The organism is Rhodococcus sp. C3V (genome assembly GCF_029269915.1).
Classification (GTDB): Bacteria; Actinomycetota; Actinomycetes; order Mycobacteriales; family Mycobacteriaceae; genus Rhodococcus_F; species Rhodococcus_F qingshengii.
The window spans coordinates 119,931-143,970 of record NZ_JARJBE010000006.1; the positions used below are offsets into that span (position 1 = coordinate 119,931).

General features: G+C 64.0%; 11 protein-coding genes. 7 read left to right on the forward strand and 4 right to left on the reverse strand.

Translation table 11 applies throughout. From position 1 onward, the window contains the following. Positions 1–45 precede the first annotated feature (45 nt). From sufC to P3G66_RS17500, 5 genes are all read left to right on the forward strand, one after another. Positions 46–852: a Fe-S cluster assembly ATPase SufC gene (sufC, locus tag P3G66_RS17480; protein WP_003944795.1), complete on the forward strand. Its 807-nt coding sequence runs from the start codon at positions 46–48 to the stop codon at positions 850–852. A 5-nt stretch (positions 853–857) separates the two neighbouring features. Next, entirely contained in the window at positions 858–2,123 is a 1,266-nt protein-coding gene (locus P3G66_RS17485) for a cysteine desulfurase (protein ID WP_003944865.1), read from the forward strand. Between the two features lie 3 nt (positions 2,124–2,126). Then, complete coding sequence (gene sufU / locus P3G66_RS17490; protein WP_003944894.1) at positions 2,127–2,630, forward strand: Fe-S cluster assembly sulfur transfer protein SufU; 504 nt, start codon at positions 2,127–2,129, stop codon at positions 2,628–2,630. After that, positions 2,627–3,049, forward strand: coding sequence for a metal-sulfur cluster assembly factor (locus tag P3G66_RS17495; protein WP_003944963.1), 423 nt, complete (start codon positions 2,627–2,629; stop codon positions 3,047–3,049). Before sufU ends, P3G66_RS17495 begins: the two co-directional genes overlap by 4 nt. A 339-nt stretch (positions 3,050–3,388) precedes the next feature. Continuing rightward, positions 3,389–17,728, forward strand: coding sequence for a non-ribosomal peptide synthetase (locus P3G66_RS17500; protein ID WP_276116927.1), 14,340 nt, complete (start codon positions 3,389–3,391; stop codon positions 17,726–17,728). Between the two features lies 1 nt (position 17,729). Here the strand turns inward: P3G66_RS17500 and P3G66_RS17505 are convergent, their stop codons facing one another. Further along, on the reverse strand, positions 17,730–18,578 hold the full coding sequence (locus P3G66_RS17505; RefSeq protein WP_020907736.1) for a Ku protein: 849 nt from the start codon (positions 18,576–18,578) through the stop codon (positions 17,730–17,732). A gap of 140 nt (positions 18,579–18,718) precedes the next feature. Between P3G66_RS17505 and P3G66_RS17510 the strand changes: the two genes are divergently transcribed. Next, positions 18,719–19,690, forward strand: a complete 972-nt coding sequence (locus P3G66_RS17510) for an alpha/beta hydrolase family protein (RefSeq protein WP_003944869.1) — start codon at positions 18,719–18,721, stop codon at positions 19,688–19,690. Between the two features lie 14 nt (positions 19,691–19,704). Here the strand turns inward: P3G66_RS17510 and P3G66_RS17515 are convergent, their stop codons facing one another. Then, positions 19,705–20,835 carry a lycopene cyclase family protein gene (locus P3G66_RS17515; protein WP_276116928.1) on the reverse strand — a complete coding sequence of 377 codons (1,131 nt, stop codon included), beginning with the start codon at positions 20,833–20,835 and terminating at the stop codon, positions 19,705–19,707. Between the two features lie 10 nt (positions 20,836–20,845). Further along, on the reverse strand, positions 20,846–21,631 hold the full coding sequence (locus tag P3G66_RS17520; RefSeq protein ID WP_276116929.1) for an SDR family oxidoreductase: 786 nt from the start codon (positions 21,629–21,631) through the stop codon (positions 20,846–20,848). A gap of 129 nt (positions 21,632–21,760) precedes the next feature. Between P3G66_RS17520 and P3G66_RS17525 the strand changes: the two genes are divergently transcribed. Then, the gene (locus P3G66_RS17525) at positions 21,761–23,392 is read left to right on the forward strand and encodes an ABC-F family ATP-binding cassette domain-containing protein (RefSeq protein WP_003944932.1); all 1,632 of its coding nucleotides are present in this window, start codon (positions 21,761–21,763) and stop codon (positions 23,390–23,392) included. Between the two features lie 60 nt (positions 23,393–23,452). On the opposite strand, the gene P3G66_RS17530 is transcribed toward P3G66_RS17525, so the two are convergent. Beyond that, positions 23,453–24,019 carry a TetR/AcrR family transcriptional regulator gene (locus P3G66_RS17530; protein WP_003944970.1) on the reverse strand — a complete coding sequence of 189 codons (567 nt, stop codon included), beginning with the start codon at positions 24,017–24,019 and terminating at the stop codon, positions 23,453–23,455. Between the last annotated feature and the right edge of the window lie 21 nt (positions 24,020–24,040).

Below are 24,040 nucleotides of genomic sequence, written 5' to 3' on the forward strand. Positions count from 1 at the left end.
ACCACCCCGTCGCTACGCTCGCCCGCCTCATCTTGAAGGAATTTCATGTCTACCAGTGACAACACCACCACCTCGGTCCTCGAGGTTCGTGACCTGCACGTCGAGGTCGCCAACTCCGATGCCAACGCCGAGCCCATCCAGATCCTCAAGGGCGTCGACCTGACGGTCCGCTCCGGGGAGACCCACGCGATCATGGGCCCCAACGGCTCCGGCAAGTCGACTCTGTCGTACGCCATCGCCGGTCACCCCAAGTACCAGGTCACGTCCGGCTCCATCACCCTCAACGGTGAAGACGTCCTCGCAATGAGCGTCGACGAGCGTGCACGTGCCGGGCTCTTCCTGGCCATGCAGTACCCCGTCGAGGTTCCCGGCGTTTCCATGTCCAACTTCCTGCGCACCGCCGCTACGGCCGTGCGAGGCGAGGCTCCCAAGCTGCGCCACTGGGTCAAGGAAGTCAAGGAAGCCCTCAGCGAGCTCGAGATCGATCCCTCGTTCATCGAGCGCTCGGTCAACGAAGGCTTCTCCGGTGGCGAGAAGAAGCGCCACGAGATCCTGCAGTTGGGCATGCTCAAGCCGAAGATCGCGATCCTCGACGAGACCGACTCCGGCCTCGACGTCGACGCTCTGCGCACCGTCTCCGAAGGCGTCAACCGCTACAAGGAGCGCGAGAACGGCGGCGTTCTGCTGATCACGCACTACACGCGCATTCTGCGCTACATCAACCCCGACTTCGTTCACGTGTTCGTCGGTGGCCGCATCGTCGAGTCCGGTGGACCGGAGCTGGCCGACGAGCTCGAGACCAACGGCTACGTTCGTTTCACCGCGGACACCGCAGCTACCCAGGGAGCGTAATCACGATGACCACCTCGGTGCGCGAGCTCGACGTCACAGCGGTTCGGGCCGACTTCCCGATCCTGGCGCGAACCGTGCGCGACGGAAAACCTTTGGTGTACTTGGATTCCGGCGCTACCTCGCAGCGTCCGGTCCAGGTTCTCGATGCCGAACGGGACTTCCTGACCACGTGTAACGCGGCAGTACACCGGGGTGCTCATCAGCTCGCAGAAGAGGCGACGGACGCGTACGAGAATGCTCGCGCCACCATCGCTTCTTTCGTGGGCGCGGATTCGGACGAGTTGGTGTTCACCAAGAACGCCACCGAGGCTCTCAATCTGGTGACCTACGTTCTCGGTGACGATCGCTTCGACCGCCATGTCGGTCCTGGCGACGAAATCGTCATCACCGAACTCGAACACCACGCCAACCTCGTTCCCTGGCAGGAACTTGCGCGCCGAACCGGTGCGACGCTCAAGTGGTACGGAGTCACCGACGACGGCCGGATCGATCTCGATTCGCTGGAGCTGACAGACGCGGTGAAGGTCGTTTCGTTCACCCACCAGTCCAACGTGACCGGCGCGATCGCGCCCGTCGAGGAATTGGTGCGACGAGCACGCGCCGTCGGTGCACTCGTCGTGCTCGACGCGTGCCAGTCGGTGCCTCACATGGCCGTCGACTTCCACGAACTGGGAGTGGACTACGCGGCGTTCTCGGGCCACAAGATGCTCGGCCCTTCGGGGGTCGGAGTTCTCTACGGCCGTCGTGAACTGCTGGCAGCGATGCCTCCGTTCATCACCGGCGGGTCGATGATCGAGACGGTCACCATGGAGGTCAGCACCTACGCGCCGCCGCCTCAGCGTTTCGAAGCCGGCGTACCGATGACCTCACAGGTGGTCGGACTGGGCGCTGCCGTGGATTACCTGAACACCTTCGGGATGGACGCCGTCGCTGCGCACGAGCACGTGTTGGTGGAGGCTGCTCTCGAAAAGTTGTCGGCGATCGAAGGTCTGCGCATCATCGGACCACAGACGTCCGAGAACCGCGGCGGAGCGATTTCCTTTGTCGTGGACGGTATTCACGCCCACGACCTCGGACAGATCCTCGACGACGAGGGCGTCGCGATTCGCGTCGGACACCATTGTGCGTGGCCGCTGCATCGTAAGTTCGGTGTCGCTGCGACGGCCCGTGCGTCGTTTGCGCTCTACAACACCACCGCGGAAATCGATGTTCTCGTTGCAGCGATCAAGCGTGCGCAGGAATTTTTCGGTGTCGCAGGGGAGTTGAACTGAATCATGCGCATGGAGCAGATGTATCAGGAAGTGATCCTCGATCACTACAAACATCCGCACGGCCGCGGACTCCGTGAGCCGTTCGGCGCCGAGGTGCACCACGTCAACCCGACGTGTGGCGACGAGGTGACGTTGCGCGTCCAGATATCCGAGGACGGAACGGTCTCCGACGTCTCGTACGACGGTCAGGGTTGTTCGATCAGCCAGGCGTCGACGTCGGTGCTCAACGACCTCGTCATCGGGATGCAGGTCACCGACGCACTGAAGACGGTGACGGCGTTCAACGAGATGGTGAGCAGTCGGGGCACCGTCGAGGGGGACGAGGACGTTCTCGGCGACGGTATCGCGTTCGTCGGAGTCTCGAAGTATCCGGCACGCGTGAAGTGCGCCTTGCTCGGATGGATGGCATTCAAGGATGCTGTAGTCCAGATTGTCGACGGCAGTGCTGTGACGACGGCGGACAGCAGCAGTGAATTGGTCGACACGACTGAAGGACAGGGATCATGACCGAGACACAACCAGTGCAGGACGCCGAGGTCGGCGCTCCGGTGAATCCGAATCCCGATTCCACTGCGGAATTCGGTGGCGCACAGGGCAGTGGCACTGTCCCGTCGCCTGAGCGACTCGACGAACTCGAAGAAGCGATGCGCGACGTCGTCGATCCCGAACTGGGAATCAACGTCGTCGATCTAGGCTTGGTCTACGGACTCTTCGAAGACGACGGTGTCGTCACGATCGACATGACTTTGACGTCGGCGGCGTGCCCGTTGACCGACGTGATCGAGGACCAGGCGCGCGGCGCACTTGTGCGTAGCGATCTGTGTACCGACATGAAGATCAACTGGGTGTGGTTGCCGCCGTGGGGACCGGACAAGATCACCGAAGACGGACGCGAGCAACTGCGCGCACTCGGCTTCACGGTCTGACAAGCAACCTCGGCACGATCAACTGAATACATTTCACCGGAGCGTCGGTGCCCGTTCGTCGGGTACCGGCGCTTCGGTTTGTTATATAGGGCCGTTTTAGCCATGATATTCAGGACAATAGTCCCAAATGGTTGTTTGATGAATATTTGCTGGAAGCTGACTGATCGGTAACATCGCAGCTGATTGTCACGATGTGATCTCCGGCGGGCGATTTGCCAGTTTCCACCCGAGCTTTCCAAAGTATTCGTCTCATTTTCGAAGTGCCCCGATCAGTTCGAAGCGTCCAGCGGACGCATAAACCTGTTTGCATCATGATCAAGTTGTAAGAGGGAGATTCGTGTGGATGGCAGTCCCGACCGAGGAATCGTTTCCGCAGCTCGTCCGGACGACGAACTCACCTTCCCTCTTTCTGCCGCGCAACTTTCCCTGCTTGTCGCACAACAGCTTCGACCCGAGATTCCCGTCAGCATCGCTCAGTACGTGGACGTGGACGGCCCACTGGACATCGAGCTGCTGACCGCTGCCAGCAAACAGACCGGTCGTGAGATCGGCTCCGGATATCTGCGCCTGGTCGAGGTGGACGGGGTTGCGCGTCAGTGGCTCGATCTCGACATGGACGACTCCCTCAACGTGGTCGATCTTCGCGCCGAATCGGATCCGGAATCTGCAGCGCAGGAATGGATGCGCAGAGAGCACACTGCTGCCATCGATCCGTTCACCGATCGCCTGGTCAGGCTGGCAGTCCTGGTGCTTCGCGACGACCATTACTACTGGTACAGCCGTATTCATCACGTAGCGCTCGACGGTTTCGGCGCGATGTCGATGATGAACCGCACAGCCGAGATCTACACCGCCGCGGTGCGCGATCTACCAGTTCCCCCAGCGGTAACTGCCCCCCTCCAATCGTTGGTGAAGGCAGAGGCCGACTATCTGGGCTCAACCCGGTGGGAACGCGATCGCGACTACTGGAACACCAAGATGGCCGACAAACCGGGCGGAACCTCGCTCGCGTCCTCGACTGCTCCGTCGCAGGCATGGTCTCGCCTACGGTCGGCCACGGTACCTACGGAACTGCGGAGCTCCCTCAAACGGCTGGCCGCCGCCCACGACGTGACGACGTCGTCAGTGGTGATCGGTGCACTGGCGGCTTACCTCGCCCGGGCCACCGGGACCCGCGACGTGGTCCTCAGCCTGCCGGTCTCGGGGCGGACGACAAAAGCTGCTCGCCGGTCCGGCGGAATGATGTCGAACGTCGTCCCGATACGTGCGAGCGTCGATCCGCATTTCGCGGTCGGGGACCTGCTGCACGAGGTGAAGATCGAACTCACCGGCGCACTGCGTCATCAGAAGTACCGCCACGAGGACCTACGACGCGACCTCAACGCCGGTGATCACAGCATCGCCGACGGACGAGGCTTCCACGGGCCGTTGATCAACCTCATGCTGTTCCATTCCGGAATCACTCTCGGGGACGCGCACGGCGAACTGAACGTGATCTCGACCGGGCCGATCGAAGACCTCTCCGTCAACGTCTATCAGACTTCCGCAGCCGAAGAGATCCAGATCGACTTCGCCGCGAACCCAGACCTGTACACCAACGAGGACATCTCGCGTCACCACCGGCGTTTCCTCGAATTCCTCGAATTATTCTGCGCCGCAGAATCGGGAACTCGATTGATGGACATCGACCCCGACGCCGCGGGGAAATGGATCGCCGAAGTCCAACACGCCCGCAACGTCGAGTACTGGTCTGCGACCTTGTCGAACCCCGCCGAGGAACTGGGTTTGCCGGTCGTCGCCGGAACCGGTCGAACGTCCACGCCCCTCGAGATCGAGGCAGGCCTCTGCCGGAGCCTCGAGACGATGGCGACGACGATGAACACGAGTCTGTTCGTGCTGTTCCAGTCTGCGATGGCCGGACTGCTGCGCCGCGTCGGTTCGGCCGACGAGGTGTCGATCGGCGTCTCGGTCCGAGGGTACGGCGCCTCCAATCCGGACGATTTCGTCTCGATGTTCGCCAACCAGTTAGTGCTTCGCTCGACGGTGTCGAACACCATGACGCTCACCGACCTGGTCGGTGCGGTGGACACTGTCGCAATCGAAGCTCTCGAACACGCAGACATTCTTCTGTCTTCGGTGACCGCCGCACTCGGTGACGGCCGCTGGGTGGAGACGGGCCCGTTGTTCCGGGCGATGGTCTGCTTCGAGGAGCCGCTGGATGCTCACCCGAGATTTCCGGGGCTCATGGTCGGTGCGCCTATCGGATCGGATCTGGCCACCGTGCCGGAACTGTTTGTCTCCCTGGCGATTCCGACTGGTGAGCATGCCGATTTCGATCAGCCGATCTCCGGTGTTCTGGATTGGCTCGGCACGAAAGAGCAAGCCGAGGACCTCGCCGACCGTTATCTACGAATCTTGACCGCGATGGTCGGTACTCCGCACTCGGCGCTCGGCTCAGTGGATCTACTGCGCCCGGACGCGCGCCAGGCGCTGGTGCCGCCCGTTCTGCCGATTACCCCGGTCCGAACGCTCTCCGAGATCCTTTCCGACCGCATTCGGGCGACCCCGGAAGCGATCGCCGTTGTCGCGGGCAGCGAGCGCGTGTCGTACCGCGAACTCGATCGACGATCGAATCAGTTGGCGCGCAAGCTCGTCGATCATGGCGTGCGATCCGAGTCGTTGGTCGGAATCATGCTGCCGAAATCCGTGGACATGATCGTTGCCGCTGTCGCGGTAGTGAAGGCCGGCGGCGGATACCTCCCACTCGATCGTGCGCACCCCGCCGAGCGTTTGGCATACGTGGTCGAGGATGCGCAACCGGTGTGCGTCATCTCCGATTCCACTTTCCCGAACTCCACTTTCCCGAACTCCACTTTCCCGAACTCCACTTTCCCGAACTCCGCCTTCCCGAACTCTGACGTGGCGGTCGTCGGGGTCGAGTCCGACGAGTACTCCGGTGAGAGTCTGGAAACCGATGAGCGCCCGCGCGGACACGGAGCCGACAATCTGGCGTACGTGATCTACACCTCGGGGTCGACGGGCCGACCCAAAGGTGTCTCCGTCACCCACGCCACCGTGGTGCGATTGTTCGAGAACACGCACGTCGAATTCGGATTCGACGGCAACGACGTGTGGACGATGTTCCACTCGTTCGCCTTCGACTTCTCGGTGTGGGAACTGTGGGGCGCGCTGCTCCACGGCGGAACGCTGGTCCTGGTCGATCACGAGGTATCACGCGACCCCGATGCCTTCCGCGCGCTGGTCGCCGCAGAAGGCGTCACCGTGCTCAATCAGACGCCCTCGGCCTTCTACCAGTACATCGAAGCCGACCTTCGAGCCGATTCGGAGACCCGGCTCCGGTACGTGATCTTCGGTGGCGAAGCCTTGGATCTTCGTCGCCTCGGGCGCTGGTACGACAATCACGCGGGCTACGACAATCACGACAATCACACGGAATTCGGGCCTGCACTCGTCAACATGTACGGCATCACCGAGACGACGGTGCACGTCACCCATCTCGAACTCGACCGGGCGAGCGCGAGTGCGCTGACCGGCAGCCGGATCGGTGACGCGATCGACGGACTTCGTGTGTACCTGCTCGACGAGCATCTCTCCCCGGTCCCGGTGGGGATCGCGGGGGAGATCTATGTCGCGGGCGGTCAACTCGCCCGTGGCTATCTCGGCCGTCCAGACCTCACCGCGGGCCGGTTCGTCGCCGATCCGTTCAATGCCGGCGGACGACGGTTGTACCGGTCCGGCGACCGCGCACGATGGATTGCGCCCGGACAACTCGAGTACCTCGGACGCGGCGACGCGCAGGTCAAGATCCGCGGATTCCGGATCGAACTCGGCGAAATCGACTCCGTCATCCTCAGCGCGCCGGGAATCGACGATGCCGTGACCGTCGTGGCTCCGACGCCGGCGGGCGGCGCTCTCGTGACCTATGTGACCGCTTCCGACGTCGTGGACGCCGAAGTCCTCCGAGCTCACGCCGCCGAAGCCCTCCCGACCTACATGGTTCCCGATGCCTTCATGGTCCTCGATTCGATTCCGTTGACCACCAACGGAAAACTGGACCGGCGTGCGCTGCCTTCGCCTATCCTGGCCTCCACCAAGGTCTTCCGACCCCCGACGACCCCGACCGAGGGCAAGGTTGCGGCGGTTCTGGCTGACATCCTGAGTAGTGGACCGCTCGGACTCGACGATAATTTCTTCCATCTGGGCGGAAACTCGCTGGTAGCGACGACGGCGGTAGCGCGCTTGACCGAAGCCACCGGGGTTAAAATGCCGCTGCGTGCACTCTTCGACCATCCCACGGTGTCCGGGATCGCGGCGACGATCGAGCGTGCGGCACAGACCCCGGACGCCGACGGTATTCAGGTCGTGGCCCGGCCGGCGGTACTGCCTCTCGCTCCCGCGCAGCAGCGACTGTGGTTCCTGAACCGCGTGGCACCGGAATCAGGTGCGTACAACATTCCACTGGCGGTGTCGTTGCGCGGCGCCGTCGATCCCGACGCACTCAGTGCCGCGATCGTGGACGTCGTGACACGTCACGAGTCACTACGCACCGTGTTTCCTCAGATCGGGGACAACGCGACGCAGAAGGTTCTGGGCCTGGGCGAGGGGATCGCAGGGCTCGAGTCGATCGACGTGGAACGCGGAAGCCTCGAGAGAGTGATCTTCGAATTCTCTTCGGCCGGTTTCGATCTGGTCCGCGAACGTCCGGTGCGCTACCTGATGATCACTGTCGCCGCCGAGAAGGAAGGCGATGACGAGGAAGCTGTCCTCGTAGTGGTTCTGCACCACATGGTGGCCGACGGTTGGTCGCTCGCGCCGTTGGCTGCTGATCTCACCGGCGCCTACGCCGCCCGCGTCGGCGGCAACAGCCCGCAGTGGGCACCCCTTCCGGTGCAGTACGCCGACTACACGCTCTGGCACCGAGAACACCTCGGCGACGCGTCATCCACCGATTCACTTGCCCACTCACAGATCGCGTTCTGGAAGCAGCAGCTGGCGGGAGCGCCCGAGCAGCTCCACCTGCCGACGGACCGTCCGCGCGCACTCGACCCGACCATGCGCGGAGCCGGAGTCGACATCAGAATCGGCGCTTCCACGCATCAGAAGCTCGTTGTACTTGCCGCCGATCACGACGCCACGCCGTTCATCGCCCTGCACGCGTGCTTCGCCCTGCTTCTGGCCAGGTACAGCGGCACGGACGACATCGTCATCGGAACACCGGTGGCCGGACGAGGGGACCGATCTCTCGATCTGCTCGTCGGCATGTTCGTCAACACTCTGGCCTTACGGACCGTCGTCGATCGGGACGCAACGTTCGCCGCACACCTGTCGCAGGTCAGGGCCGTCGACGTGGATGCCTTCGACAATGCGGACGTGCCTTTCGACGTCGTCGTGGACGCGCTCGAACTGGACCGCTCGCCTGCGCACCATCCGGTCTTTCAAGCTGCCATCACCTCGCGGATAACCACCGCTCACACAGCCGAACTGGCCGGGGTGTCGATGACGGCGCGGGCAGTCGAGACGGGGCTGACCAAGTTCGACCTCGAGCTCACCGTCACCGAACGTCACGAGGCCGGGGCCGCAGCTGGGATCGATGCCACGTTCACCTATTCCACCGACCTGTTCGACAACGCGACCGTCGAAGCCTTGGCGCGAAACTTCGTAACCCTCGTGGAATCGGCAGTGTCGGAACCGACTGCACCGGTTGGTGACCTTCGTGTACTCGGATCCCGGGAGAGTGCCGCGATATTGCCGCGGCGCGGCGTGGCTTCGGTGGGCGAATCGACGCTGGCGCAGATCCTCGGGGATACCGCGAGGACGTATCCCGACGCGATCGCCCTCGAAGACTCCGAGCGCTCACTCTCGTACGGGGAGCTGGAGCGTCGATCGAATCGGATCGCTCGATACCTCATGGACCTGGGCGTCGGCCCCGAGACACCGGTCGCACTGGCAGTTGCCCGATCGGTCGACTCCGTGCTCGCAGTCTGGTCGGTCACCAAAGCCGGTGGCGTTTTCGTCCCGGTCGATCCCCGTTATCCTGCAGATCGAGTTGCGCACATGCTCGCGGATTCGGGTGTGCGGATCGGAATTCGGTCCGCCGAGGTTGCGGCCGGTCCGGCAGCCGGTGGGAACGTCGCAGTCTGGATCGACCTCGGCGACGCGGACACGGTTGCAGAATGTGCCGCCTACTCCGACTCTGCCATCGACGACGCTGACAGAACAGCGTCGATCACTGCGGCGTCGGCCGCGTACGTCATCTACACGTCCGGCTCGACCGGAGTGCCGAAGGGCACCGTCGTCACTCACGCGGGTTTGGCCAATCTTGCTCGCGAACAACAGGATCGGTACCGGATCACCGCCGGGTCGCGAACTCTGCATTTTGCGTCGCCGAGCTTCGACGGCGCCGTACTCGAGCTACTGCTCGCCGGTTCGACCGGCGCGACGATGGTGATCGCCCCTCCCGACATCTACGGAGGGGAGGCGTTGAGCGAGTTCCTCCGAAGCCACGAGGTCACTCATGCCTTCATCACTCCGGCTGCGCTGGCGACCGTCGATCCGGCGGGCGTGACGGCACTGGAATGCGTAGTCGTCGGCGGCGACGTGTGCACGCCGGAATTGGTCTCGAGCTGGGGCAACGGGCGCAGACTGCACAACGGATACGGTCCGACCGAAACCACTGTCATGGTTGCCATCAGTGACCCACTCTCACCGGGGGATCCGATCACCATCGGCGGTCCCATCCGCGGAATCGACGCCGTGGTGCTCGACTCTCGGCTGCAACCGGTCCCGATCGGCGGCGTCGGCGAGCTGTACATCGGTGGGCCGGGCCTTGCACGTGGTTACCACCTTCGTCCCGCGCTGACGTCGGATCGGTTTGTCGCGCATCCGTACTCGACGCCCGGTGCCCGGATGTACCGAACCGGTGACCTGGTCCGCTGGACCAAGGACCTGACCCTTCGCTACGTGGGCCGCAGCGATCATCAGCTCAAGATCCGCGGGTTCCGCATCGAACTCGGCGAGATCGACGCTGCTCTGATGGATTCCCCTCTCGTCCAGTTCGCCACGACGATTCCCGTCGAATCCGCCGCGGGTACCACTCTGGCGTCGTACGTGTTGCTGAGCGGCGACGCTGATATCGAGTCGCTGTTCGTGGGACTCGCCGACACGCTGCCGCGGTACATGATTCCGTCGTCGATCACCCCGATCGACGCCATTCCGTTGACTCCGGTCGGCAAACTCGATCGCAGAGCGTTGCCGACGCCGATACCGCGCGAAATCCTCGGAACGGGCCGTGAACCCGAGGCCGGACTCGAACGAACCGTTGCCGACGTGTTCGCTTCACTGCTCGACGTGCCCGAGGTCCGGGCCGGAGACAGCTTCTTCGATCTCGGGGGCAACTCGCTCGTCGCGACGCAGGTGTCCGCGCGGTTGAGCGCAGCGACGGGACTCACGGTGGACGTTCGCTCGATCTTCGAAGCGCCGACCGTCGAAGCGCTTGCTGCACGTCTGGCGGCGAGCGCCGGAGAATCAGACGATCGACCTGCCCTGAGCGCCGGCGCTCGGCCGGACCGCCTACCGCTCTCCGCCGCGCAACAGCGCCTGTGGTTCGTCAATCGCTTCGACCCCCAGTCCGCGGTCTACAACATTCCGTTCGCGATCCGCATCACCGGAGACATCCACGGCGATGCACTCGAGGAGGCGCTTGCGGACGTCATTGCACGCCATGAGGTGCTTCGAACGATCTACGTCGACAGCCCCGACGGCCCGAGCCAGGTCATCCGAGCAATTTCCGACGTGCAGTTCTCCGTCGAGCGCTACCGCGGATCCGAAGGTGTGGACGCGGCGACGACGGAGTTCGCGGCGCGTGGGTTCGATCTCGGTTCGGATCTGCCGATTCGGGCCATGTTGGTGCGCGAGGACACTTTCGCTCACGTACTGGTCGTCGTCATCCACCACATCGCCTTCGACGGCTGGTCCCTGACTCCCTTTGCGACAGATTTCGTCGCGGCGTACTCCGCACGCGTCGTCGGAGACGCCCCGGTTTTCACACCGCTCGACGTGCAGTACGCCGACTACGCGGTGTGGCAGCAAGACTCGCTCGGACAGGTCGGCGACCAGGAGTCTCTGGTTGCCCGCGAACTGACCTTCTGGACCACTGCCATGGCTGGTGCCCCGGACGAGGTACTGCTACCGGTCGATCGCCCACGCGGATCTGTCTCCACGACCGCCGTGGGATCGGTGCCGATCGTCATCGACGCGGCGACCGGGGAGCGTCTCGCCGCCTTGGCGAGGCGCAGTGGCTCGACGCAGTTCATGGTCGTACACGCGATCCTGGCGGTTGTTCTCGCGCGTCTCGGTGCAACCGACGACGTGGTGGTCGGCACCCCGGTGGCAGGCCGCGGGCGACCCGAGCTGGATTCCCTGATCGGGATGTTCGTCAATTCGGTACCGCTTCGCACGCCGGTCGATCACCGAGCGCCGTTCACCTCTCTGCTCGAGGTCGTCCGTGAACGCGACCTTGCCGCCTTTGCGCACCCCGAGTTGCCCTTCGAGGTGCTGGTCGACGCCCTCGATCTCGACCGGTCGACTACGCGACACCCCCTGTTCCAGGTCATGCTGTCCTATCACCAGAACGTGGTTTCGCCGCAGGTCACGGTCCACGACGCGCATCTCGAAGCGCAAGCACTCGAACCGTCCGTCGCGAAGTTCGACCTCGAGTTCACCCTGCTGGCAGGCGATTCCGAGAAGACCGAGATCACCGGGTCGCTCAGGTTCGCCGAGGCGCTCTTCGACATTGCCACCGCGGAAACGATCGCCGCGCGTGTGCAGTCGGTGGCCCGCGCCGTCGCCGCAGATCCGGAGACCGCGATCGGCGACCTAGATTTCCTCAGCACCCTCGAGCGGGCGTCGCTGATGCCGGTACGAGGTCCGGCGTGGACAGCCTCGCGTACCTTGGCCGAAATATTGACGCGGACCGCCACCCGTTCAGGCGATTCGGTGGCCCTTCGATCCGGTGACACCACCGTGCTCTACCGAGATCTCTTCGCCCGTGCATCGGCGCTTGCCCGCCGTCTGACCACGGAAGGGATCGGTGCCGAAGACATTGTGGCGATCGCGATTCCGCGCTCGATCGACTCTATCGTCGCCTTGTGGGGCGTTTCCTTGACCGGCGCCGCGTTTGTTCCGGTCGATCCGCGATACCCCGCCGATCGCATTCTGCACATGCTCACCGACTCCGGAGCCACTCGCGGAGTGACGACGGAAGCGGTGATCGAATCACTGCCCCGCCCGGTTCCGTGGATGACAATGGACGACATCCACGGCGACGGTGTCGGGCAGCCGGTTCCGGCCGCGCCGATCCGAATCGACAACCTCGCCTACATCATCTACACCTCCGGATCGACAGGAAAGCCCAAGGGTGTCAGCGTCACTCACCGTGGCCTGAGCGCATTGGCGGCCGAGCAGACGGCGCGTTACGGCATCTCGGCGCAGTCGCGGACGCTGCACTTCTCCTCACCGAGCTTCGACGCATCCATCCTCGAACTGCTGCTCGCAGTCGGTGAAGGCGCGACGATGGTGATCGCCTCTCCCGACGTCTACGGCGGCCAGGACCTCGCCGAATTGGTCACCGATCACCAGGTGACCCACGCGTTCATCACACCGGCAGCGCTGGCCTCGGTCGATCCCACCGGGCTGGACGTCTTGCAGTCGATCGTTGTCGGTGGCGAGGCATGCCCACCCGAACTGGTCCGTAAGTGGGCACCGGGTCGCCGATTGTTCAACGGCTACGGGCCGACGGAAACCACCGTCATGGTCTGCATCAGTGATGTCTTGAGCGTGGGGGAGACCGTGACCATCGGCGGGCCCGTCCGCGGCGTGTCCGCGGTAATTCTCGACGGCTCGGCTCAGCCGGTACCCGTCGGGGTCACCGGTGAGCTCTACATCGCCGGCCTGGGACTTGCCCGCGGCTACCTCGACCAACCCGCCTTGACGGCGACGCGATTCGTGGCAGCGCCGTTCGGCCCGGCCGGCACCCGCATGTACCGGACCGGTGACTTGGTTCGGTGGACGCCGCTCGAGACGATCGAATACGTCGGACGCTCCGATCACCAGGTGAAAGTGCGCGGATTCCGCATCGAACTGGGCGAGATCGACTCCGTCCTCAGCACTTACCCCGGCGTCGAGTTCGCGGTCACCGTGGGCGTCGACGCAGCTTCCGGTGAGACGATGTTGGCGTCGTACGTAGTGCTCGGTGCCGATGCGGTCGAGATGGACGAGTTGCTGAACCATGCGCGCCGCTCACTGCCCGCCTTCATGGTGCCGTCGGCGATCACCCCGATCGATCACGTACCGCTGACCCCCGTCGGGAAGCTCGACCGATCGGCATTGCCGGCGCCGACACTGCGTTCGTCCGAGCGAAGTGTCGAGCCGCTGACGACCGCGACCGAACTCCAGGTTGCCGGCGTCGTGGCGGAACTGCTGGGTATCGAACAGATCAGTGCGTCGGACAGTTTCTTCGAACTCGGTGGCAACTCACTGCTCGCCACCAGACTGGCCCAGCGACTCGGCGAGTCGTTGGGCAGGCAAGTACCTGTCCGAATGCTGTTCGAGCACCCCGAAATTCGGGAACTTGCCACCATACTCGACACATCCGCCGGGGCGAAGGCGCTTCCACCGATCACCGCCGTAGACCGCCCCGAGCGAATTCCGCTGTCCTACGCGCAAGCACGCATCTGGTTCCTCAACCAGATGGATCCCGGCTCACCCGCGTACAACGTCCCTGCTGCGATCTCCCTCGACGGTGCACTCGACGTGCCGGCCCTCGAAGCTGCTGTCCTCGACGTGATCGAAAGACACGAAATCCTGCGCACAGTGTTCCCCGACTCCGGCACCGGTCCACACCAGGTGATCCAGGATGCATTCACCTCGCTCGAGTACGGAAATGCGGACACCCGTGAACCGGCAGAGCTCGCCAGAGAATTCGCGTCGCGCGGCTTCGACATCACGACCCAAGCTCCCGTTCGCGCGCTCCTGCTCGAATCGACGCCGCAGCACCACACACTTGTCATCGTGATCCACCACATCGCGGCGGACGGATGGTCGATCGCGCCGTTGATGAAGGACGTGCTCACCGCCTACGTCGCGAGAAGTTCGGGACACGCTCCCGAGTTCACCCCGCTCGAAGTGCACTACGCGGACTTCGCCATCTGGCAGCGGGAAGCGCTGGGCGCGGTGAACGAATCCGCGAGCGTGCTCGGGGCACAGGCGTCGTACTGGCGGGAGACGTTGCCGGGAGCACCTGAATTGATCGACCTTCCGAGCGATCGAGCGCGCCCGCGCACCCAGTCGTTAAGCGGTGCCCACACGGCGGTCTCGCTTCCGGCGCACACCCGGATCGCGGTCGAGGCGGTTGCCGGAGCCAATGCGGCGACGCCGTTCATGGTGCTGCACGCTGCCTATGCCGTCCTGCTGTCCAGGCTGAGTCGAAGCACCGACATCGTGATCGGATCTCCGGTCGCCGGGCGAGGACACCGAGTTCTCGACGACCTCGTGGGAATGTTCGTGGGCACGGTCGGACTGCGCACGACGGTCGATCCCGGGTCGACGTTCGTCGACGTTCTGCGTACTGTCCGCTCCGTCGATCTCGACGCCTTCGCCCACGCGGACATTCCGTTCGAGCAGGTCGTGGACGTGGTGGCGCCGACCCGGACCACCGACCGTCATCCGGTGTTTCAGACGATGATCTCGTTCCACGGCGCCCACCCGACGACGTGGGACCTGCCTGGACTTGCCGTTCGTGCCCACGAGATCACACCGGACATCGCCAAGTACGACCTGCAGTTCACCGTTGTCGAACAGACCGCGGAGGAAGGCGGCGGCTACGAGGCCTCCCTCACCTACGCGAAGGATCTCTTCGACACCGATACGGCGGAGTCGTTTGCAGTGATGCTGGAAACGATCGTCGAGACACTGACTGCCCAGCCCTCCGCCGTCGTCGGTGACGTGGATCTTGCGGGACGTCGCCTGCGTGCGTTGCCCGGACGTCCGGCCGGCGATGCCTTGACCTTGCCGGAGTTGCTGCTTCGCGGCGCTGCCGATCCGCACGCTCCGGCAATCGTCGACGTCGCCACATCCGTCACGCTCACGTACGGCGAACTCGACCGACGCTCCGACGCTATGGCGTTTGCGTTGATCGCTCGCGGAATAGCGCCGGAAATGATTGTGGCACTGGCGCTTCCGAGGTCGGCCGACTATGTGATCGCGCTCTGGGCCGTCGCGAAAGCCGGCGGAGTGTTTCTTCCCGTGGATCCGGCGTACCCCGCCGAGCGGATCGAGCACATGCTCACCGACAGTGGAGCGGTACTCGGTATCACCAGGGGCGAGTATGCGGCCGACCTTCCGGGCGTCACATCGTGGATCGAGTTGGATGCGATCGAATTCACCACCGAAATCGAGGCAGTCCATTCCGAGACACTGCCGGACGCGCCACTCGAGTTCGACAACCCGGCCTACTTGATCTACACCTCGGGCTCGACAGGAAAACCCAAGGGCGTGTTGGTCACTCACGCGGGACTGGCAGCGTTTGCCGACGAACAGCGGGAGCGTTGCGGCGTCACCGCGCACTCTCGCGCTCTGAGCTTCGCCTCGACGAGCTTCGACGCGTCGGTTCTCGAGCTCCTTCTGGCTTTCGGCGCCGGCGCAACGATGGTGATAGCGCCGCCGACAGTTCTCGGCGGTGTCGAATTGCACGAACTGCTCGACGAGCAGACGATCACCCATGCTTTCGTGACTCCGGCCGCCTTGGCGACTGTCGATCCCGCCGGGCTCGACCATCTCGAAGCCGTCGTCGTCGGCGGCGACGCCTGTTCCGCCGACCTCGTATCTCGGTGGGCACCGGGGCGCCGAATGTTCAACGCGTACGGCCCGACCGAGGCCACCGTCGCAGTCACCATCAGTGATTCGCTGGTCGCGGGGGAGCCCGTGACGATCGGCGGCCCGATCCGCGGCGTGGACGCGATGATTCTCGATTCCCGACTGCACTCGGTTCCCGGCCAGGTCGTCGGTGAGCTCTACGTCAGCGGCGACGGTCTCGCCCGCGGGTACCTCGGCAACCCCGCACTCACAGCCGCGCGCTTCGTCGCCGACCCGCATGGACCCGAAGGCGCTCGGATGTACCGCACCGGGGATCTTGTGCGCGAAGATCGCTCAGGGGCACTGATCTACCTCGGACGCGCAGACCACCAGGTCAAGATCCGAGGGTTCCGAATCGAACTCGGAGAAATCGACGCGGTGCTGGCAGCGGAAGCGTCCGTGCATTCGGCTGTCAGCGTCGTCGTCGGGGAGGGCGTCGACGCTCGGATCGTCGCGTACGTCGTCCCGGCACATGCGGACTTCGACGCCGCCGCGCTACGCCGTCACGCAGGTATATCGCTGCCTGCGCACATGATCCCGTCCGCTGTTGTCGTGATCGGCGCAGTCCCGACCACACCGGCGGGCAAGCTCGATCGCAGCGCTCTGCCTGCTCCCAACTGGGAGTCGCCGAGTGGACGCAGTCCGGAAGGCGGCGACGAGATCGCGATCTGCGCTGCTTTCGCGGAGGTACTCGATCTGGCCGACGTAGACACGTACGCCGATTCGAGTTTCTTCGAACTCGGCGGCAACTCACTCATGGCAACGCGTTTGGTCGCTGCCATCAAAGAACGCACCAGCATGACCGTCCCCGTCGCGTGGATATTCTCCGACCCGACTCCGGAGGCATTGGCGCGCAGACTCTTCGAACTCGAGGCAACAGTTGTGACAAGTGACGCGGATACCTCCGCACTTGCGGTAGTCCTGCCACTACGTCCGGAAGGCCGCGCCGAGCCACTGTTCTGCATCCATCCGGCCATCGGATTGGCCTGGTGCTACGGAGCGCTCGATCGCTACGTCGACTCCAACCGGCCGCTCTACGGCCTGCAGTCGCCGGTCCTGACGGACTCCGAATTTCGGGCGGAGCTGATCGAGGACTTCGCGGCGCGGTACGTCGAGGAAATTCGCGGAGTTCAGCCGCACGGTCCGTATCACCTGCTGGGGTGGTCGATCGGCGGATTGATCGCTCACGCGGCGGCGGTGCAGTTGCAAGCCGCGGGTGAGAGCGTCGCCGACCTGATTCTGCTCGACAGCTTCGTTCTCGAAGACCCGACGATGGCGGGCGCGCAGCCTTCTCTCGCCGAACTGATCGGCGGGTTGGGGATCTCGGTCCCGGACACCGGCGAGCGTGATCTGACACCCGAGGACGCCGAAGCGCTCTTGCGCGAAGCCATCGGCGATCACCCCTTGGTCTCGAGCGACCGGATCGAGCGACTGTTCGAGGAATACTCCGCCGGCGCCGAACTGGCTCACCGATACCGCCCGGGCAAGTTCGTGGGCGATCTGCTGTTCTTCTCGGCACACGCCGACACCTTCGACCCGCTGCGAACCGCGTCGGCGTGGCGACCGTTCGTCTCCGGGGTGATCATCGACCGTCCGGTGCCCACGTCACACGCCGAAATGTTCACCGAGGCAGGTCTGGAGGCGATCGGACCCGTGATCAACCTTGCGGTCGGAACGGGTCGTCACGCGGCCCCGGACGTCGACGCAGAGTTGGACGCTCTGATCGAGATCCAAGACGTGCGCGGCTGACTCAGGCTCGTTTCTTCCTCGGTGTAGTCGACTTCGACGAGCCGGCCTTGGAGGCGTTCGACTTCGCTTCGTCCACACTGCGCTGCAGTGCGGCAACCAGGTCCACCACCTCTGCGTCGGTGCCCTCTTGGTCGACCTCGGCGGCCGGGATGACCTTCTTGCCGCCGTTCTCGATCATCTCGTCGAGCAACTGCCTCAGTTGGAGCTGGTAGTCGTCGGTGAACTCGGTCGGATCGAAATCGCCCGCCATGCTCTCGACGAGCGTCTGCGCCATCTTCAGTTCCTTCGCCTTCGGCTTCTCCACGTCGTCGAGGGAAGGGAACTCTGCTGCACGAACTTCGTCGGGCCACAGCAACGTCTGGATCACCAGGACGCCGTCGCGAGCGCGCATCGCGGCCAGGCGCGTCTTCTGTCGCAGAGTGAAATGCACCAGTGCCGTTCGATCACTCTCGGTGAGCACAGTCGAAAGCAGGACGTATGCCTTCGGCGACGCCGAATCGGGTTCGAGGAAGTAACTCTTCTCGAACAAGATCGGATCGATCTGATCGTTCGGCACGAATTCCAGCACCGGAATCTCGTGCTTCTCCGCGGCCGGGAGTTTGTTGAAGTCCTCGTCGCTCAAGATGACGCGCGATCCGTCTTCCGAGTCGTACGCCTTGTCGATGTCCGCGAACTGAACCGTGTTTCCGCACTCGGAACACACACGGTTGTACTTGATACGGCCACCGTCTTTTGCATGGACCTGGTGAAATCGGATGTCGTGGTCCTCGGTCGCCGAGTACACCTTGACCGGGACGTTGACCAGACCGAAGGCTATCGAGCCTTTCCAAATCGAGCGCATGCCTCCCATGATGGTCGCCGCCGGCCGTTTGCGCGAGGCAAACGATCACGGTTGATCCCGAACCGTTGCGTGTGGATGGGTCGGTTCGGGGCGTATCGAGCGGGTATCCGCTTCGAGAACCCGACTCGCACACCTGGGGGGACGCTCCGATGAGAATCCGAACCTACCGTCGACGCGTCACCGCGGCGCTGGCGATTTCACTGGTTCCACTGCTGTTTGCGCCTTGGCCCGCGAACGCAGATCCGGCACGCACCGTAACCATCAGCGTCCACTCCGATGCGATGGGCCGCGACATTCCACTCGAGGTGATCCTCCCCGCCGACACGAGCGCCCCACGGCCCACGTTGTATCTGCTCAACGGCGCCGGTGGTGGCGAGGACAGTGCAACGTGGGAAGGACGGACCGATGTCCTGGACTTCTTCGCCGACAAGAACGTCAACGTCGTGACGCCGCTGGAAGGAGCGTTCAGCTACTACACCGACTGGCAGAAAGACGATCCCGTACTCGGGCGCAACAAGTGGCAGACGTTCCTCACTCGCGAACTGCCGCCCGTCATCGATGCGCAGTTCGGTACCAACGGGGTCAATTCCATCGCGGCGATTTCGATGACGGCGACGTCGGTACTCAATCTCGCGATCTCGGCACCAGGGCTTTATCGGAGTGTCGGGGCCTACAGCGGGTGCGCGGAGACTTCCACCCAGCCGGGTCAGGACTATGTGCGGTTGGTGGTCGGCGCGCGGGGTGGCGCTGATCCGACAAACATGTGGGGACCGTTCGACGGTCCGGGGTGGCGCGAGAACGATCCGGTCGTGAACGCGGAGAAGTTGCGGGGGACCGCACTGTACGTTTCCACCGGATCCGGGCTGCCAGGTCCGCACGACAACCTTCAGGCACCCGATGTGAACGGAAATCCCGGAGCCCTCCTGAATCAGATCGTCGTCGGCGGCATCATCGAATCCGCGGTCAACGGGTGCACGCACGGCTTGGCGGACCGACTGAACGCACTGGGCATCCCCGCGACCTTCGACTTCAAGCCGACCGGAACCCACTCGTGGGGCTACTGGCAGGACGACCTACACAATTCCTGGCCGATGATCGCCGGCTCGATGGGAGCGCAGTAGTCGGTCCGGAGTGCTCACCTCAGAAACGGCGCGCGCATCAACGTCTTTCGGACGTGCCACGGTGACGATCGGAACAGGGTTGCCATCACCTTCGCCGTCGCGGACGCGTCCCGCCGATCGGACAGGTAGGACCGCTGAGCCTCGACCGGTAGATCGAAGAACGTGTCGAAGAATGTCGCGACCTCTCTCGAGCCGAGGGTGAGAAGTGCGTTCAGGCCAACGCGGCGAAGGGCAGACACCGCCTTGGCCGACCGCGGCCAGAGCGCCGCGTTGGGATCTCCACCGTCGGCGATTGCTTTGGCGACAGCGTCTGCCTCGGCGAGTGACGAGGCAACGCTGTATCCGGTTGCCGGATGCATCAGACCGCCTCGCCCGCCGAACCGGAGGACACCGTCGGGGAACGACTCCTTCGGGCCTTCGACTGCAAAACGGACTCGCTCGACCGGTGCGTCGTCGGGGACTTCGCAGCCCCGATTGTGAAGCCGGGTGCGCAGACGCGCTTCGAGTTCGCGGAGCCCCAACGCCGGCCGGCCGACGAGGCAGGTCTCCTCGAGGAGAACTCGCTCGTCGTCGAGTGGGACCGCATAGAGGAACGACGGGGCGTCGGCGTCGGAGGCGCCGTTGTCTGTTCGCCAGTCCATGAACCAGGCTTCGCCACCACTAAGAATCGGATCGGCCAGAGCGCGGTCGACGATCACTCCGAAGGCGGTCTGCTGGGCGGTTGTCACCGTCAGTTCGGTACCCCGGGCGTCGATGACGACGGATCCTGTCAGCTGCGATCCGTCCACGCACAGGACTGCGGTAGGGGACAGTGTTTGAGCACGCAAGGCTCTGAACTGTACGGATGTGCCCGAGAGAAATGATTGCAGTATAGATGTATTCAATACGCAATATGTGCGATCAAGCGTTTTCTGTCTGCGGGTCCACACGCTCGGGCGTTCGATCCGGCTTGCGATCACATCGTCCGGCAGCCACGACGGCAGTTCGTCAGCCCACGTCGAATAGGTCGGCGTCCACACCCGATGGGGATGCGGATCGACAACGACGACGGTGAGTTGCCGGGCGATACAGCGGGTGGCGAGTGCCCGCCCGGCCGGGCCGCCACCGACGATCACCACGTCGGCGGAGGAGTTGTCTGTGCTCACGACCGGCGCACTACATCGATCCCGTTGCGAGCAGACCGCCGTCGACCCGGACCGTTTCGCCCGTGATCCACGCCGCCGCGTCGGAGACGAGGAAGCCGACCAGACCGGCAACGTCCTCGGGGGTGCCGAGCCGCTTCATCGGGTAGCCCGCCGACGCCTTGTCCTCGCCGGCAGCGACCAGGGCTGCCGCGAACTGCGTCTTGACGATCCTGGGAGCTACGGCGTTGACACGAATCTTCGGTCCCAGTTGCCAGGCCAGTTCTTCCGTCAGGCGGATGAGCGCAGCCTTCGACGCGCCGTACGCCGCGATGACGCCCGTCGACCGGATCCCGGCCACACTTGCCAGGTTCACGACGGCTCCACCGTGTTCGCCCATCCATGCCCGATGTGCTTGCTGGACGTAACCGAGGGCGGCAACCACATTCACGTCGAAGATCTTGCGCACGGCGTCGAGGTCCGCTTCCATGAGCGAACCGAAGACGGGGTTGATTCCGGTGTTGTTGACCAGAATGTCGAGTGAACCGAATTCGGACACGGCGCGGTCGACGGCACCGGAGCGGGCTTCGGCATCGGCTGCGTTGCCCGCGAATGCGACGACCTTTCCGCCGTGCCCCAGAGCGGACAGCTCGGATGCGGCGGCCTCGAGGGGCTCCGGCTTGCGGGCTGTGATCAAGACGTCGGCACCGCGAGCGAGGAGTTCGGCGGCGACAGCTTTGCCGATTCCGCGACTTGCGCCGGTGACGATGGCGGCACGGCCTTCGAGGTCGCGAGGACGAGTGCTGTTTTCGCTAGTCATGTCCCGAACGTTAGCGGACTCACACGCTGCTGGTCGGAACGACCGTCAGGTCACGGTAAAATCGATAGTTCTTGTGTCTGTAGTCAGGCATTGTTTACCCGTATTCGTCGTTTTTCCTGAGGAGTTTGCTTGATTACCGCCACTGACCTCGAAGTTCGTGCCGGTGTCCGCACCCTTCTCACGGCTCCCGGGCCTTCGTTGCGCATCCAGCCGGGCGACCGGATCGGACTCGTCGGACGTAACGGAGCCGGAAAGACGACCACACTGCGCATCCTCGCCGGCGAAGGTGAGGCATATGCCGGAAGCGTCGTACGTACCGGTGAACTCGGATACCTCCCGCAGGATCCCAAAGAGGGCGACCTGAGCGTCCTCGCCAAGGACCGGGTTCTCTCCGCACGTGGCCTCGACACGATGCTCCGCGAGATGGAGAAGCAGCAGATTCTGATGGGCGAGGTGCTCGATCAGGAATCGCAGGACCGCGCGGTCAAGAAGTACGGTCAGCTCGAGGATCGGTTCTCGGCCCTCGGCGGATACGAAGCCGAGAGTGAAGCTGCACGCATCACCAGCAGCCTCGGTCTCGAAGACCGCATTCTCGGGCAGCCGCTCAGCACGCTGTCCGGCGGTCAGCGTCGTCGCGTCGAATTGGCGCGCATCCTCTTCGCCGCCTCCGACGGCAGCGGTGCCCGCTCGGACACGACTCTGCTGCTCGACGAGCCCACCAACCACCTCGACGCCGACTCCATCACCTGGCTGCGTGGCTTCCTCCAGAACCACGAGGGTGGACTGGTGGTCATCAGCCACGACGTCGACCTGCTCAACGACGTCGTCAACCGCGTGTGGTTCCTCGACGCCGTCCGCGGTGAGGCCGACGTCTACAACATGAACTGGAAGAAGTACCTCGACGCTCGTGCCACGGACGAGCAGCGTCGTCGCCGCGAGCGCGCCAACGCCGAGAAGAAGGCCGGTGCGCTGCGGATTCAGGCCGCCAAGATGGGCGCAAAGGCAACCAAGGCCGTCGCGGCTCAGAACATGGCCAAGCGAGCCGACAAATTGATGGCGAACCTCGATGCCGAACGTGTCTCGGACAAGGTTGCGCGGATTCGTTTCCCCGAACCCGCCGCTTGTGGCAAGACTCCGCTGATGGGCAAGAACCTCACCAAGGTGTACGGCTCGCTCGAGATCTTCACCGGTGTCGATCTCGCGATCGATCGTGGGTCTCGTGTGGTGATCCTCGGACTCAACGGTGCAGGTAAGACCACACTGCTCCGCATCCTCGCGGGCGCGGAGAAAGCGGACGCTGGTGAGCTGATCGCCGGTCACGGACTCAAGGTCGGCTACTTCGCTCAGGAGCACGACACCCTCGACGACGACGCGTCCGTGTGGGAGAACATCCGCCACGCCGCGCCGGACACAGGGGAGCAGGAACTGCGTTCGCTGCTCGGTGCCTTCATGTTCACCGGCCCGCAGCTCGAACAGCCGGCCGGAACGCTCTCGGGTGGTGAGAAGACGCGTCTGGCTCTGGCCGGTCTGGTGTCGTCCGCTGCCAATGTTCTGCTTCTCGACGAGCCCACCAACAACCTGGACCCGATCTCACGCGAGCAGGTGCTCGACGCGCTCCGCAGCTACACCGGTGCCGTCGTCCTGGTCACCCACGATCCGGGCGCTGCCGAGGCCCTCAACCCCGAGCGGGTCATCCTCCTGCCCGACGGCAACGAGGACCACTGGTCGCAGGAATACCTCGAGCTGATCCAGCTCGCCTAACCCCCTGTGCGCCTTTTTGGTAGTTCCCACTACCAAAAAGGCGCACAGGGGCGAAGCCCCTCAATCTCTCCGCCGCACCGATTCCTCGACCAGATCGAGAACCGCTGACAGGTTGTCGACGCCGTGGCCGGAGGCGATTCTCGCGACCAGGCCGTCCATCACCAGATCCAGATACCCGATCAGAATTTCGGTGGGAACGTCGTCACGGAGCCGACCGGCCGATTTCTGTCTGGCGAGGCGCGCACTGGTCGCTTCCGTCAGTTCTACGGAGCGCTGCGACCACTTCTCGCGGAAATCGGCGTCGTTGCGCAGTCGACGCGCTATCTCCAGTCGCGTTCCCAGCCAATCGAATTGATCGGGCTGCGCGAGCATGTCCCGCATGACTTGGACGAGTCCCTCTTCGGCGACGACATCTGCCATCCGGCTCGCATCCTCGCTTGCGAGAGCGAGGAACAGGCCGTCCTTGTCCTTGAAGTGATGGAAGATCGCTCCGCGGGACAAACCGGTGACTTCTTCGAGACGGCGAACTGTGGCGCCGTCGTAGCCGTATTCCGCAAAGCAGCGGCGGGCGCCGTCAAGGATCTGACTGCGCCGTGCCGCGAGATGGTCTTCACTGACCTTGGGCACGGGCATCCCTCCTTTGTCGGG

What these genes read in the sequence shown, in the direction of transcription:
- sufC (WP_003944795.1), top strand. Translation starts at nt 46, where the DNA reads ATGTCTACCAGTGACAACACCACCACCTCGGTCCTCGAGGTTCGTGAC.
- P3G66_RS17485 (WP_003944865.1), top strand. Translation starts at nt 858, where the DNA reads ATGACCACCTCGGTGCGCGAGCTCGACGTCACAGCGGTTCGGGCCGAC.
- sufU (WP_003944894.1), top strand. Translation starts at nt 2,127, where the DNA reads ATGCGCATGGAGCAGATGTATCAGGAAGTGATCCTCGATCACTACAAA.
- P3G66_RS17495 (WP_003944963.1), top strand. Translation starts at nt 2,627, where the DNA reads ATGACCGAGACACAACCAGTGCAGGACGCCGAGGTCGGCGCTCCGGTG.
- P3G66_RS17505 (WP_020907736.1), bottom strand. Translation starts at nt 18,578, where the DNA reads ATGGGAGGCATGCGCTCGATTTGGAAAGGCTCGATAGCCTTCGGTCTG.
- P3G66_RS17510 (WP_003944869.1), top strand. Translation starts at nt 18,719, where the DNA reads ATGAGAATCCGAACCTACCGTCGACGCGTCACCGCGGCGCTGGCGATT.
- P3G66_RS17520 (WP_276116929.1), bottom strand. Translation starts at nt 21,631, where the DNA reads ATGACTAGCGAAAACAGCACTCGTCCTCGCGACCTCGAAGGCCGTGCC.